The 14684-nt window shown below is 28.8% G+C and carries 14 protein-coding genes; 4 read left to right on the top strand and 10 right to left on the bottom strand.

What is annotated here, in order from left to right:
• Positions 1 to 46 precede the first annotated feature (46 nt).
• A complete protein-coding gene (gene spoVB / locus RSF37_RS04055) occupies positions 47 to 1540 on the top strand; it encodes a stage V sporulation protein B (RefSeq protein ID WP_332563111.1) in 1494 nt (497 codons plus the stop codon).
• Between the two features lie 55 nt (positions 1541 to 1595).
• Here spoVB and RSF37_RS04050 read toward each other — a convergent pair whose 3' ends face one another.
• The 4 genes from RSF37_RS04050 to RSF37_RS04035 form a co-directional block, all read right to left on the bottom strand.
• A complete protein-coding gene (locus RSF37_RS04050) occupies positions 1596 to 3215 on the bottom strand; it encodes a putative polysaccharide biosynthesis protein (protein ID WP_332563110.1) in 1620 nt (539 codons plus the stop codon).
• A gap of 14 nt (positions 3216 to 3229) precedes the next feature.
• Positions 3230 to 4204, bottom strand: coding sequence for an RluA family pseudouridine synthase (locus tag RSF37_RS04045; protein ID WP_332563109.1), 975 nt, complete (start codon positions 4202 to 4204; stop codon positions 3230 to 3232).
• Between the two features lie 97 nt (positions 4205 to 4301).
• Entirely contained in the window at positions 4302 to 5486 is a 1185-nt protein-coding gene (locus tag RSF37_RS04040) for a M20 metallopeptidase family protein (RefSeq protein WP_332563108.1), read from the bottom strand.
• Between the two features lie 127 nt (positions 5487 to 5613).
• The gene (locus tag RSF37_RS04035; protein ID WP_442878703.1) at positions 5614 to 7620 is read right to left on the bottom strand and encodes an ATP-dependent helicase; all 2007 of its coding nucleotides are present in this window, start codon (positions 7618 to 7620) and stop codon (positions 5614 to 5616) included.
• A gap of 112 nt (positions 7621 to 7732) precedes the next feature.
• On the opposite strand from RSF37_RS04035, the gene RSF37_RS04030 reads away from it, so the two are divergent.
• On the top strand, positions 7733 to 9208 hold the full coding sequence (locus RSF37_RS04030; protein WP_332563107.1) for a nicotinate phosphoribosyltransferase: 1476 nt from the start codon (positions 7733 to 7735) through the stop codon (positions 9206 to 9208).
• Between the two features lie 68 nt (positions 9209 to 9276).
• Here RSF37_RS04030 and RSF37_RS04025 read toward each other — a convergent pair whose 3' ends face one another.
• The gene (locus RSF37_RS04025) at positions 9277 to 9450 is read right to left on the bottom strand and encodes a hypothetical protein (protein WP_332563106.1); all 174 of its coding nucleotides are present in this window, start codon (positions 9448 to 9450) and stop codon (positions 9277 to 9279) included.
• Between the two features lie 130 nt (positions 9451 to 9580).
• Complete coding sequence (locus RSF37_RS04020) at positions 9581 to 9910, bottom strand: hypothetical protein (RefSeq protein WP_332563105.1); 330 nt, start codon at positions 9908 to 9910, stop codon at positions 9581 to 9583.
• A 365-nt stretch (positions 9911 to 10275) separates the two neighbouring features.
• Between RSF37_RS04020 and RSF37_RS04015 the strand changes: the two genes are divergently transcribed.
• Positions 10276 to 10683 (top strand): Fur family transcriptional regulator, encoded by a 408-nt coding sequence (locus RSF37_RS04015; RefSeq protein ID WP_332563104.1) that lies wholly within the window; start codon positions 10276 to 10278, stop codon positions 10681 to 10683.
• Positions 10684 to 10736: 53 nt separating this feature from the next.
• On the opposite strand, the gene RSF37_RS04010 is transcribed toward RSF37_RS04015, so the two are convergent.
• Positions 10737 to 11942, bottom strand: a complete 1206-nt coding sequence (locus RSF37_RS04010) for an ABC transporter substrate-binding protein (protein ID WP_332563103.1) — start codon at positions 11940 to 11942, stop codon at positions 10737 to 10739.
• 85 nt (positions 11943 to 12027) lie between these two features.
• On the opposite strand from RSF37_RS04010, the gene RSF37_RS04005 reads away from it, so the two are divergent.
• A complete protein-coding gene (locus RSF37_RS04005) occupies positions 12028 to 12945 on the top strand; it encodes a hypothetical protein (protein WP_332563102.1) in 918 nt (305 codons plus the stop codon).
• A gap of 136 nt (positions 12946 to 13081) precedes the next feature.
• On the opposite strand, the gene RSF37_RS04000 is transcribed toward RSF37_RS04005, so the two are convergent.
• From RSF37_RS04000 to RSF37_RS03990, 3 genes are all read right to left on the bottom strand, one after another.
• A complete protein-coding gene (locus RSF37_RS04000; protein ID WP_332563101.1) occupies positions 13082 to 13717 on the bottom strand; it encodes a hypothetical protein in 636 nt (211 codons plus the stop codon).
• A 137-nt stretch (positions 13718 to 13854) separates the two neighbouring features.
• Entirely contained in the window at positions 13855 to 14121 is a 267-nt protein-coding gene (locus RSF37_RS03995) for a hypothetical protein (protein ID WP_332563100.1), read from the bottom strand.
• Between the two features lie 39 nt (positions 14122 to 14160).
• Complete coding sequence (locus RSF37_RS03990; RefSeq protein ID WP_332563099.1) at positions 14161 to 14613, bottom strand: hypothetical protein; 453 nt, start codon at positions 14611 to 14613, stop codon at positions 14161 to 14163.
• Between the last annotated feature and the right edge of the window lie 71 nt (positions 14614 to 14684).

Raw genomic sequence — 14684 nt, 5'->3', positions numbered from 1 at the left:
CTCTTATGAATATTATTTATTGTAGTATAAAGGGGTGAATTTAAATTTGGCAAAAGATAATTTTTTTAGAAACTCAATATTGCTAACAGCTTCTAATATAACTACAGGTTTATTAGGCTTTGCTTTTTCAATATATTTATCAAAAGTTCTAGGTGCTGAAGGTATTGGGCTTTATAATTTAGTAATGCCTATATATAATTTATTTATTTGTCTTATGACCGCTGGCGTAGTTGCAGCTCTCTCTCGCGTATCTGCTGTTTATCACGAGAAAGGGGAAACTAACAATCTAACTAAGACTGTTAACTCTGTTGCTATATTTAATGTTATATGGGCAATATTTATCGGTGTTTTAGTATTCTTTCTCGCTCCTACAATAGGTGAACATGGAGTAAATGATATAAGAACGATAAATGCAATAAAGGTGGCATGTCCTGCTATGGTTCTTATAGCTTTATCTAATATTTTAAAAGGTTATTTTTTAGGTACATCAGAAATAAAAATACCAGCTTTAATAGATATATTTGAGAAGGCTATGAGAATAGTTACAATAACACTTTTAGTATATGCGTTTAGTACAGATAATTTAACTACATTGGTCACTTTAGCATATGTATCTCTTGCAATTGGTGAACTTCAAAGTTTAATTTTGTTGTTTTTCTATTATAGGCGTTGTGTATCTAAGTTACCTAAATCTACTAAACCTGCAGAAAGTAGGGCTCAGCTTCTTTTTAATGTTCTTATTATTTCATTACCCCTTTGCATTAATGGGTTTTTAAATAATATTTTTTCAACATTATCAACTCTCATAGTGCCACGGAGGTTAATAGAAGCTGGCTTTGCATATAATGAAGCTTTAGCTATGATTGGAAAGTACACTGGTATGGCAACAACTTTAATTGGTATTCCATTAATTGTTGTTGGATCTATTAACACCTTACTTATTCCAGATCTTTCTCAAAGTTTAAGTAAAGGTAAAAATTATGATGCATCAATAAGAATAAAGAAGGTTATGAAGCTAGCTTTCTTACTTGGACTATCAACAACAGTAATTTGTTCATTAATACCAAAGGACCTTGGTAACCTATTTTACGGAAGAGATGATTTAGGTGGCTATATTTTTATGGCATCGATATCTGCTCCAATATTTTTCACAGCATCAACAATGTTTGGAATTTTAAACGGCTTAAATAAGCAAGGAATAATCGTTAGAAATTGTCTTATTATCGCCTTAATAGACTTAGTCTGCTTATTTGTGTTTACATCTTTTAAAAGTATAAATATATATGGGTATAGCCTGACTTTATTAATAACTTCAATTTGCAGTTTAATTTTAAACCTTCATGAAGTAAAAAAAGAAATCTACTTAGATATTTCTTTAACTAATGTAGTTATATTCATTTTACTAGCTATATTAACTTTTTTAATTTTAAACATATTTATTAAAACTGTGTTATTTCCTTTAAATACATTAGAAATTTTACTTATAATTTTTTTAACTTTTATATCATTTATTTATTATTCAAAATTTGGAGAATATTAAATAATAAAATAAAGCTGTATCAATATACTTTTAAAGTTATTGATACAGCTTGTTTTTATAGTAATTTCTTTCTTATAAATCTTGGAAGCATTCCGTACACTCTTGGTGATAGTGACTCTACATCTAATCTTCTTATTCCTCCTAAAAGGACCATTGAATAAATATATACGAATCCACCTATTGCAACTAGTAATACTGTATATATTAAAGTATACATAAATATCACTATTGTATTTGCTCCTAAGAAACTTTGTATTATAATTATAGGTTGTTTTAAAACAATTATTACAATCGCCATAACAATTGCTGATATTAGTGGTTTTATACAATTTCTTAATAAAGGAATCTTTGCCTTTATACTCTTCTTAAGTATCCTGTGATTCAATACAACTGGTATTACGAAGCATAATAAATTACCTATTAATACTCCCATTATATTTATAGATTTTATTCCAACAAATATATAATTTGCTACAATCTTAAATACTATACCAATAGCAAAAGAGGCTATCATTGGGTAAAACTTATTTACCCCTTGAAGTATTACACCTTGAACTTGTGCAAGCGCCATAAATACAAGTATAATAGCTCCCCACTTCATAAGGTATGACCCTTCAGTTCCTCTATATAAAAGTTTATATACATCATCACTTAATACTGCGAGTCCTATTGCTGATGGTATTGTTATTATAAAGGTTATTCTAAAAGCAAAGTTAGAATTTCTTCTAAGTGCTTTTCTATCCTTTAATATAGCAGCTTTAGATATCGCTGGTAAAACTATTGTTGTAAGTGCTGTAACTATTATAAGCGGCACTCCTAGCAGAACTTTGTATTGATACAAAAGTCCATTTAAAGCATCTGATTGCGCCGCAAGTCCAGCATGAATCAATCTTAAGTTAACATTCATCATATCTACCATACCACCAAAGTTCTGTATACCAGCACTTAGTGTTATTGGGAATGCATATCTTATTAACTTTCTTGATATAGCTTTTGAAGAAACTTTTCTTTCTCTCGTTGTTAAAACTAATGCTTCCTCTTCAAATCTCTTCTTATCGTAAATATAAATAAGGTAAAAAACAGCAAATATAGCACCAACTGAAGTACCAATAGTACCTCCAGCACTTCCCATAGGAACGCTTATATTAACTAATAGACCTGCAAATATTAAACTTATAACTACATTTAATATTTGTTCTAATATTTGAGATACTGCAATCCCAGTCATTTCATTTTTACCTTGAAAGTATCCTCTGTAAGCAGACAATATTGCTGTAAAGAATATACTAGGTGCAAGTGCCATTATTGCAAACATAGAGTTCGGTATCTCTACAAGCCTAGTTAATGGATAAGCTACTAATAATAATAGTACACTTAAAGTTCCTCCAATTATTCCGTACAACTTTCTAGAAATTTTTAATGCTCTTATAGCATCTCTTTCATTTCCTAAAGCTCTTAGTTCAGCTACTACCTTTGCAACTGCCGGTTGGCATCCCATACTCGTTATAGCGTAAACAAACATAAAGATGTCATAACTTCTTGAATACATTCCTATTCCATCGGTGCCTATAATTCTAGTTAAGAAAGGAACATAAAAAGCTGAAAGTAATTTTCCAAATATACCAGCGATAGATAGTATCATAAATCCTTTAGTGGATGATGATTCTTCCCTCATGTTAAATCCCCTAACTATAATCTAATTTTAAATGTATCGTACTTAATCTTTTTAAATATTGGTGGTAATGCTTGAGTTATAACTTTATTCTTTAAATATTCAAGCTTTCCATCTGTATTCTTAAAGTTCAATTTATATGCATATAAAAATTGATAGTCTAAACCATACTTGTTGAAGAAGTGTGAATTTAGTACTTTATCACCATACTTAGAATCTCCTACTATAGGATTACCTAAATGTGATAAGTGTGCTCTAATTTGATGACTTCTTCCTGTTATTAAATCAATTTCTAAAAGTGAGAATGCTCCATCACTTTCTAAAGTTTTAACTTCCATTGATATTTCTTTTGAATCTTTAACTTTTTTATCAAATATTCTTGATATATTAGCTTCTTCATTCTTTAATATGTAACCTTTATATAAGCCATCCTTAATTCTTCCTTTAACTAGAGCCATGTAGTATTTCTTTACTTTTCCTTCTCTAATTATTTCATTAAGTTCTCTCAAACTTTCAAAGTTCTTACCAAACATAACTACTCCTGATGTATTTCTATCTAGTCTGTTACATGGAGCTGGAGTAAATGTTATTTCCTCTTCAGGAATATAATCTCCCTTTTCATTTAAATATGATAAAACATAATCAGTAAGTGTTGGTATCTTCTTATTTGTATCTGGATGTACTAAAACACCAGGCCACTTTTCAACTACTAATAGATTATTATCTTCATATACTGACTTTAAACCACATGCATCAACTTTTATAAAAGTATCAACTTTCTTCTCTGTCATCTTTTGGCTTTGAAGATATTTTATTTCTATTACGTCATTAATTTCAAGTGCATATTTTTCTTTTTGTTTTTTTCCATTTACTCTAACATCACCTTTTCTTAATGCTTTAAATATAGCACTTAGTGGTACGTCCTTAAGTAATTTTCTAAGGAATTTATCTAATCTCTGGCCTGCTTCGTTTGCGCCTATTTCTATTCTCACTATTTAATCACTCCTATTATTTTAAACTTCTTTAGTGAATTATTTTCTCATTTAATCATCTAATTATTTCTATACATTACTCTAGAGTAATATTTATTTACTCCATTGTCAAATAGTCAAAGGCTGCTTGACATTGAATTGCTACTCCTAAAGGTAGTGCATCCTCGTCTATATCAAACAAACTGCTATGTGCAGATTTATTTGTTCCCTTATCTTTATTTGAAGTTCCTAGGAAATAAAATGCTGCTGGTCTTTCCATTGCAAAGTATGCAAAACTTTCAACTCCCATGCTTGGAGCCTTTTGCTCTAATACATTCTCTTCTCCTAGAATTTTATTTGCAGCATTTCTAATTAAAGATACACAATCGTCATTGTTTGTTAAGCAAGGGTAACTCTCTTCTATTAAAACTTTAGCGCTACCTCTTCCTACTGTTGCAATTCCTTCTGCTATTTCTGTAACTCTTCTGCATGCAAATTCTCTATCTTCAACTGTCATTGTTCTTATAATACCTGAAATTTCAACTTCTTCTGGAATTATATTTTGAGCTGTACCGCCATGGAATGTACCAACAGTTACAACAGCTGGGTTTACAGCTGATATTTCCCTACTCACTATTGTTTGAAGTGTGCTTACAACATTTGCTCCAATAACTATTGGGTCTACTGTTGCGCTAGGTGCAGCACCATGTCCGCCACTTCCCTTAATATTAATTTTGTATGGATTTGAAGCTGCATTTACAACTCCATTTTTAATCTTTATTTTTCCACACTCTACATCTTCTGAAACATGTAATCCAATAACTTTATCTACACTCGGATTTTCTAAAACACCTTCACTTATCATTACACTTGCCCCACCTGTTGTCTCTTCTGCTGGTTCAAATAATAATTTTACATTTCCACTAAATAAGTGTTTATTTTCATTAAGTATTTTAGAAACTCCAAGTAATATTGTTGTGTGACCATCGTGACCACAAGCATGCATTTTACCTTTTACTGTAGATTTATATTCACAAACTTTATTATCTTGAATTGGAAGGGCATCCATATCAGCTCTTATTGCTATAGTCTTACCTTTTCCTTCTTTAGTTCCTTTTATTATTCCACAAATTCCAGTGCCTGCTACACTTTTATAATCAATTCCTTGAACCTCTAAAAAATTCTTTATAAGATTTGAAGTTCTAACTTCTTCAAAACCTACTTCTGGATGCATATGAATATCTCTTCTTATATCAATTAAATCTTTTTTTATTTTATTTGCTTCTTCTCTAAAATCAATCATTCCCCGTACCTCCTAGAATTAAACTTTAATTTAAAATGATTAATTGTAAATAATTTTAAACATAACTAGTATAAGTATATCATCTTTTAACATTTAAATTTGATATTTTATAAAATTATCTACTTAATTATTGTATGATCATAATTAAATTACGTTCTAAAAGCACTTTTAGAGAGAATGTTCTACTAATTCCATCTCCAAACAATACTCTAACCCTATCTCCTTGACACTCCTCAACAATTCCTTGCTCTTGTCTTCCATTATGATATACAGTCGTACCCTTTTTAAATTCTTTAGACATTCCTTCATCTGATACAAATGCTGTTTCTTTTATGAATCTTGATGCTTCCTTAAATTTACCACCTTTAGTTTTTGGTGCTAAAATATAAAGATTATCTATAGATCTTGTAATAGCAACGTAGAATAATCTTCTTTCCTCTTCTAAGTTCTCTTCTCCTGCTGATGCATGAGGCATTGTATCCTCATTACAATTAACTACAAATACATTTTTAAATTCCATTCCTTTAACTCTATGAACAGTGCTTAAAATAACTCTATCTTCGTCTTTTTTATTTTTAGAATTCTCAATTTCTTCTTTAACTTCTTCAATATGTGCAAAGAAATCAATTATAGTTCTATATTCACTAGCTGATATTTTAAATTCTTCTAATATTTCTTCTAAATCATCAATACTTTGATTAAACTTATCGCAATATTCCTTTAAATGATCTAAATATCCTAAGTCACTTATTATAAACTGTATCGCACTATTTAAACTAAGTTTAGATAAATAATTTATATCTTTTCTTAAATCATCTAATTTCTTTATTTGAAATGGTGGAGTATCCTTTTTATCCATTAAAATTTGGAAAGGATCTTTATCCTCCCTAAAATATCTTACATATTCAACATTGTTTTTACTTACATATCTAAAGGGTTTATTAATTATTTTAATAAATGCACTTCTATCATTAGGATCTATAGCAAGCTTTAAGTACGTTAAAATATCTTTACATATAAAATGCTCAAAGAAATTGTATTCTTTATCAAGTAAAGTAAATGGAATTCTTTTTCTAGTAAATACATCAATAAAAGTCATAGCCTCCATATTAGTTCTATATAAAACAATATTATCATTATAATTGTAGCCATTCTTTTTTAATGATTTTATTTCATCTACGATTTGTTCACCTTGAATTTTTTCATCGTAAGGAGCCATAATTTTTACAATTCCATCTTCCTCTTTATGCGCTATTATTTCTTTTTCATTTCTCTTTTTGTTGTACTCTATAACATTTTTAGCTCCATCTATAATGTTAGATGAACTTCTATAATTTTTTGATAAATAATATTTCTTACTATCTTTAAAAATCTTTGAGAAAGTTACCATATATTCTGGTCTAGATCCTCTAAATGAATATATGCATTGGTCCTCATCCCCTACCGCAAATAATGAGTTATCCTCTTCATTCATCATATTTAAAAATTCTATTTGAAGCTCATCACAATCTTGAAACTCATCAACCAATATATATTTAAATAACCCTCTATACCCATCTCTCAGTCTTTTATTTTCGTTAAATAAATCTAATACTTTAACTGCTAAATCATCAAAGTCCCAATAACCATTTTCTTCGCAATAATTAATATATGTAGTATAACAATCTTCAAATATCTCTTTAGTTAAAGATGGCTTAAATTCTCCTAAAGTCACTCTTGAATTTTTAAATAATGATATATTATTTATTACTTCCTTTATTTTATCTTCATTAATATCATCAAAATATTTTTTTAAAACACTTTCAACAAGTCTATGTATTTTATATGATTCTATTATTCTTATATTGTAATTTTCCCTAAGTAGAATCTTATAAAAAAGTCCATGAAACGTTCCAAAAAACGGTGAAGAATTTGTATTAAAAGTATTCACATACCTATCTTTCATATTTAAAGCAGCAGCTTTAGTAAATGTTATTACAATAATATTCTTATTTAAAACTCCAAGGTCTTTAGTTAAATATCTTATCCTATTTATTATTACTGTTGTCTTACCAGAACCTGGTGCTGCAACAACTAATATATTTCTTTCTTTAGCCTTTACGGCTTCTTTCTGGTACAAATCTAACTTCAAAATAATTCCCTCCTTCTTCTTGATTATTGCCACATTTAATAGGGAATAACTATATTGTAATAATTCTGTTTAAGTTGTACAATAGGTTTAAGTATTTTTTTAGAGGAGTTGACTTATGGACACTATAACGACTTTTAATGTTCAAGATAATAGAAACCTTACTATGTTAGTTGATTTCTATGAACTAACAATGGGAAATGGTTACTTTGAAAAAAACATTGAAGATAAGATAGCTTATTTTGATATGTACTTCAGAAGAGTTCCAGATGGTGGCGGATATTGTATTATGGCTGGCGTTGAACAGCTAGTAGAATATTTAAGTTCACTTAAATTTACAGAAGATGATATAAACTATTTAAGATCTAAGGATATTTTCAGCGAAGGATTTTTAGATTACCTTAAAAATTTCAAATTTTCCTGTGATGTTTGGGCTGTCCCTGAAGGAAATCCAGTCTTTCCAAATCAACCCCTAGTGACTGTTAAAGGACCTGTAGTTCAAGCTCAATTTGTTGAAACTATGATTCTTTTAACTATAAACCATCAAACTCTAATTGCAACAAAAGCAAATAGAATATGTAGAGCAGCTAAGGGAAGAACAGTTATGGAATTTGGTTCAAGACGTGCTCAAGGATATGATGGTGCTATTTATGGTGCTAGAGCTGCAATGATAGGTGGTTGTAATTCAACAGCATGTACTCTTGCAGATCAACGTTTTGATATTCCAGCAGTAGGGACTATGGCTCATAGTTGGATACAACTGTTTGATACTGAATATGAAGCCTTTAAAACATGGGCAGAAGTTTATCCTGACAATTGCCTACTTCTTATTGATACATATAACGTATTAAAATCTGGTATCCCAAATGCAATTAAAGTTTTCAATGAAATTTTAAAACCATTAGGTAAGAGACCAACAGGTATAAGAATAGATTCAGGTGATATTACTTACTTAACTAAAAAATGTAGAAAGATTTTAGATGATGCTGGTTATTCAGACTGTAAAATAGTAGTTTCTAATTCATTAGATGAATATATAATTACAGATGTATTATCACAAGGTGCTGCAATTGACTCTTTTGGAGTTGGTGAAAGACTTATAACAGCTAAATCTGAACCTGTTTTTGGTGGAGTTTATAAACTTGTAGCAGTTGAAAAGGATGGAAAGATAATTCCTAAAATAAAAATAAGCGAAAATAACGAAAAGATAACAAACCCTGGCTTTAAAAAGACAGTAAGAATTTTCGATAAAGATTCTCATAAAGCTATTGCTGATTTAATTATGCTTCACGATGAAACTATAGATGAGAATATGCCTTTAACTATATTCCACCCTATCCATACATGGAAGAAAAAAGTTATAACTAACTACTATGTTAAGGATTTAATGGTTAAAATATTTAATGAAGGAACTTGTACTTATAATTCACCATCAGTTATGGAAATAAGAGAATTTTCTAATTTAGAAACAGAAAAGCTTTGGCCTGAAGTATTGAGATTTGAAAATCCACATGAGTATTCAGTTGATTTATCTGATAATCTTTGGTCTTTAAAACAAACTTTACTACATTCAGCAACAAACTTTTATTCATAATAAAAGAAGAACAACATTGATACTAAAATATCAATGTTGTTCTTCTATGTTATTCTCATTTAATATCTTTATAAGTCTTTATAACCTTTAACATTTACTAGGTTACCATACCCTAAGTTAGTCTCATCCAAATATTCTTTGAAAACACACTCTTCTTCTTTTTCTAAATCTTGTTTCATTGGACATTCAGAATTACACTTTACCCCTTCAATATCTGAAGACCAAAATGGACAATTACTCATAATTTCTCCCCACCCTTTTGAAAACGAAACCATTATTACACCACTAGTATATAATATTTTTCCTGTAAAATAAAGTATTTTTTTAAAATTTTATAATTTAAAAGCCACATGTACTACATGTGGCTAATTTTTATCTTAATATACCTGTATTTTTACCAACTGAAATATCTATTATTTCATTTTGGAAAGCCTTTAATAGAGCCTTTTCAAGTACCTTTTGTTGATCAAAATTCTCAATGTCTTTACATACTGCAAATACCTTGTTTGTTTCTCCATTAATATTTCTGTATGTAAGTGTCACATTAGGCTTATCATATTCTACATTTAGTATTTTAATACCCCATGATATTTGAGCATAATCATCATCTACAGTTAACTTAGTTAACTCTTTTAATCTTTGTTTTTCTTTTGTAGGATCGTTTACTATTAATAGTTCGTCTCCAATTTTATATTTAGCCATAACTTTAGCCTCCTTATTAAACTCTCTTATATTTTTATATTAGCACTTTAAATCGTCATATTCAACTAAACTTTCACTTTTAAAATTAAATTCACTTATTATTAAAATTGTTCAAAAAAAATATAGAACAGATTTTCTGCTCTATATAAAATAAAATGAAATGAACACGGAATTTGTTAATCAATTAACAACTTTGTTTATATTTTAACATTGTTTTTTAAATATAGCAAGAAATTTTTTTATTTATTTTTTTACAGTCTAACCAATACTAATTATTTATAAATTATAATAATTGATTGATAGCAATTGACTTCATATATTATTAACGATATAATAATATTATTACAAGTTAAGGAGTGTCATTTATGAATAACATCACAGCTATTTTTAAGGAAAAAAAACTAAAGCTAACCCCTCAAAGACTTGCTGTTTACAAATATTTGATGAGTACTACAGAGCACCCATCTGCTGAAGTAATTTACAAAGCTATACAGGAAGATTTTCCTACAATGAGCTTAGCTACTGTTTACAAAGCATTAAAAACTCTTGTAGACGTTGGTTTAGTTCAAGAACTAAATGTTGGCGAAGGTAACTTCAGATATGATGGTAACGCAGATTCTCATCCCCATATACAATGTATAAGTTGTGGTAGAGTTGATGATTTAATGAATCTTTCATTTGATCATTTAAATTCTGAAGTAGAGCAAAACTCTGATTATAAAGTTTTATCTAACCAAACTTATTTCTATGGTCTTTGTAAGGATTGTCAATAAAATTTTAACTAGAAGCAGTAATCCATGTTATTTTGGATTCTGCTTCTAGTTTTTTATTTTCCTTTAACTCTATTCCACTCATTCCCATCATACTTGCCATTCAGTACATTCTTTACCTCTTTATCAATTCTCTCGACTTTATTAGGCGCTATTGATTCAATATACAATATATTTATTTCCGCTGCCGCATGTATACTGTTTGCCATCTTAATATGTATACCCTTGAGATTACTATCTCCCATTTTATTACCCGTTACACAGTTTTGTTTACTTAATAGTTCAAACGGTTCAGACCTTAATAAAAACCTTAAAAACTTATCTACTTCGTCTCCTTTGCTATTTCCAACGGATGAACATACTATAAAATCAACGCCTACCGGTGCATTTATCATATCGTTAGATAAGTGCATTTTATTAGCTAGCCCAATGTCATTTCCATCTCTTATACCGTTAGCAGCTAATGTTGTTGTTAAAATAGCTGGATATTTCCCGTCATTAAAATCTTTAATTACTTCTTCTCCGCCATCTATAAACATATCTTCTCTTATAGTATTACTTACATAAAGATCATTTAATCTTTTAAAAATTTCTTGGCCATTTTCTATTGCATCTATTTTTTTATCTACATCATTTACATTATTTATTTTATATAAATCATATATTATTGAATCATTAGCAACTAATGCGCTTAAAAGCACCTCTTTTGAATATTGACTTTTTATATGTGTTGGTATCTTTATATTTTTATCATTTAACTTTTTAAATAAATCATTTATATTGTTATCTTCAACTGTTATTCCTACATCTTTTAGTAAACTGTTATTATATATAAGCTCTAAAGAATATGGCATAAGACCAATTCCATAATACCTATTATTATATATAGCATAAATATTTGTTATATATGAAAATTTTTCTCTAGTATCCTTGCTTTTATATAAATAACCAAGATCTCTTAAATAGTTATTATTGGCGAATTTAGTAAAATTATAACCATCTAATAAAAGTACTGAATTCTCTTTTCCCTCGTTTATATTTTTTTCTATTTCTTTATTATCTGTAACTGGATGAATATTTACTTTTATTCCGTATTCTTTTTCAAATTCATTTATTATTTCATTTGCGATATTGAAGGTTTTTATATCTTCAGTATTATAATATAAACTTATTTCTTCATTGCCTTTATTTTTTTTACCACATCCAGTTGCAACAGTGAAAAATACTACTGTAACCATAATTAAACTTATTATTTTCTTCATTTGTAACTCCTCCTTTATTATAGTTTGCCTATATTATCATTAAATTATATATGTTTCATATACTTTATTGAGGAGGTTATGATAAATGAAATTTACTTTTAAATTTAAAACAGTTTTAATATCTTTTATTATTTTTCTTATCTTTTTAATATCTATTCTTATTTTATGTTCTAAGTCAATTGAATTCGATATTAAAGAATCAAGCGCGCCAATAAAATTACAAGATGAATTTGCTGCAGATTTAACTGGTGATGGTATCAATGAAATAATAAAAATAATTACTTCAAAAGGAAAGGGCGATGTACAAATAACAACTTTAGAAAATACTATTTTACTCAGCTCGTTAAGTTCATCAAATTATTTATCCGACGTATCAGATTCATATTCAATGAATGTAGCAATTTCTAATATTTCCCGTGATAATAAAAGTGAAATTATTGTACAAGGGTATAAGAATAATGAACCTATAAATTATTTATTTTCTTTTGAAAAAAATAAATTCACACTAAAAACTTCATCTAATAATGATGTCTTAGGAATCATAGACTCAAATATGAATAGAACTCCTATGTTACAATCATTTAATCATAGAGATATAAAAGATTCATTTGAAAATTACATGCTGCTAAACAATGATCTAACGAACATATCTAATAATTCTTTTTTGGATTTGGGTTATATTAATGCAGTCAAATTTATAGATTTAATACTTATTGATTACGAAGTTTCTGAACTTCCAAATATATTTACTGAAGATATTGATAAAGACACTTTATCTATACTTTGGCAATTAGATAAAGATTCATTCGAATATAATTTTAAAGATGCTTTTTTCTATGATAATATTATTGATAATGATGGAAATTTAAATGAAATAAATATGATATTAAAATTTGAAAAAATACAAAGATCAACCTCTAAGAAAATTCCATTCATTATTATCTTAGATATTTCAAATATAAATAATGAAAGCTTTAAAATTTCGAATATTAGTACAAATTAAAAGGCCGCTTAAAGCGGCCTAAAAGGGGGATGGGGGGTTTGTTACACTAAATAATAATTTAGTGTAAATGTAGGAGAATAATTTCTCCGGTACAATTATATTATTAACACCATTCATTTTTTTTATTCAACTTTTTTTAATCTAAGTCACCTTTTTTATACATGCCTATTATTTTATCTACAAATTCAATTCTTTCAGAATCTACCGAATCTCTTACAGCAAGCAACATATCCATATTTGCATCCCCAGTATTATATTTATTTTTTTTATTATTCTTTCTGTTATTATTGTTATTGCCATTATTATTATTGTTTTTATTTTGACCATTAAAGTTGCCCATTTGTGTAAGTTGGCTAAGTATAGCCATAGGGTTCATATTGCCCATAGATCCCATATTACCATTCATTCCAGGATTACCATTGTTCATTCCAGCATTCCCTTGATTCATCCCCATATTTTTTAAAATATCCATAGGATTCATATTATTCCCAGCACCTTGGTTTCCATTGTTATTCATTCCAGGATTACCTTGATTCATTCCATTATTGCCAGTATTCATACCATTTTGAGCCATAAAGGAATTTAAATCTATACCCTCTTTATCCATTGATTCCATTATGTTTTTCAGTTTATCACCATCTACATTTCCGAGCATATTCATAAGTTGATTAGGATCTATTCCAAAAGGATTGTTTGCAAAATTGTTAAATTGTTCTTGGCCATTTCCGTTTGCATACTCATTTTCTCTATTTCTATGTCTCTTCTTTGCCATATTCATTCTCCTACAAAGTATTCTAGTTATATAGTATGTAATTTATATCAATTATGTTATTATTTTAGAGCTTTTTTTTGGAGGGCATAAAGCCCTCCAACAACTACCAATTACTAAAATTGATTAATTTGTTTAAATTAGAATCCGAAACCAGTTCCGTTTCCACAGAAACAACATAGTAATATAATTATCCATAAGAAACTATTATTACCACAGCCATTACCACAGCCACCATTATTTCCACAATTTCCACCGAATCCATTTCCATTTCCACAACAGAATAATAATAATAAGATTATTATCCATATTGAATTATTTCCACATCCGCAGTTTCCTTGATGTTGAGGTGAAACTACAACTGTTCTATCACAGCAACTACAACAACTTGATTTTTTGTGAGACATACTAAATTCCTCCTATTTCATTATATTTCTTATACTTTATTAGCAGTTTCCACATCCGCCGCAGTTTCCGCCGAATCCGTTTCCGCCACAGAATAATAATAATAGTATTATAATCCACCAAGATTCATTTCCGAATCCACAGTTTCCACCCATTCCAGCATTTCCGTATCCATAAGCTGGATATCCGCATTCTGGAACATACACAGTTTCTGTACATTTTTTAAATTTAGGTTTTTCACAACAACAACAACAACAATTATTTCCCATATTACCACATCCTCCATTTCCGCCTTGTGAGCCACATCCGCCACAAAGTACTAATAATAAAATTATTAAACATATATTATTGTTTCCACAGCCGCAGTTATTACCGCCGCCGCAACCGTTATTACCGCATCCACAATCATTGCCAAATCCGCAATCATTATCCATGCAGTCATCGTCACAATCTGAGTCATTATTGAATCCGTGTAGGATATCATTAATTTCCATAGATTAATCCTCCTTGACTTATTTCCTTTTTATACTATATACTATTCTCTCCCAAATAATTTGACACTGTT

It is taken from the genome of Clostridium sp. (assembly GCF_036643715.1).
Lineage (GTDB): Bacteria > Bacillota > Clostridia > Clostridiales > Clostridiaceae > Clostridium.
The sequence above is the reverse complement of the archived record's forward strand: the minus strand, read 5'-3'. Positions and strand labels throughout refer to the sequence as shown.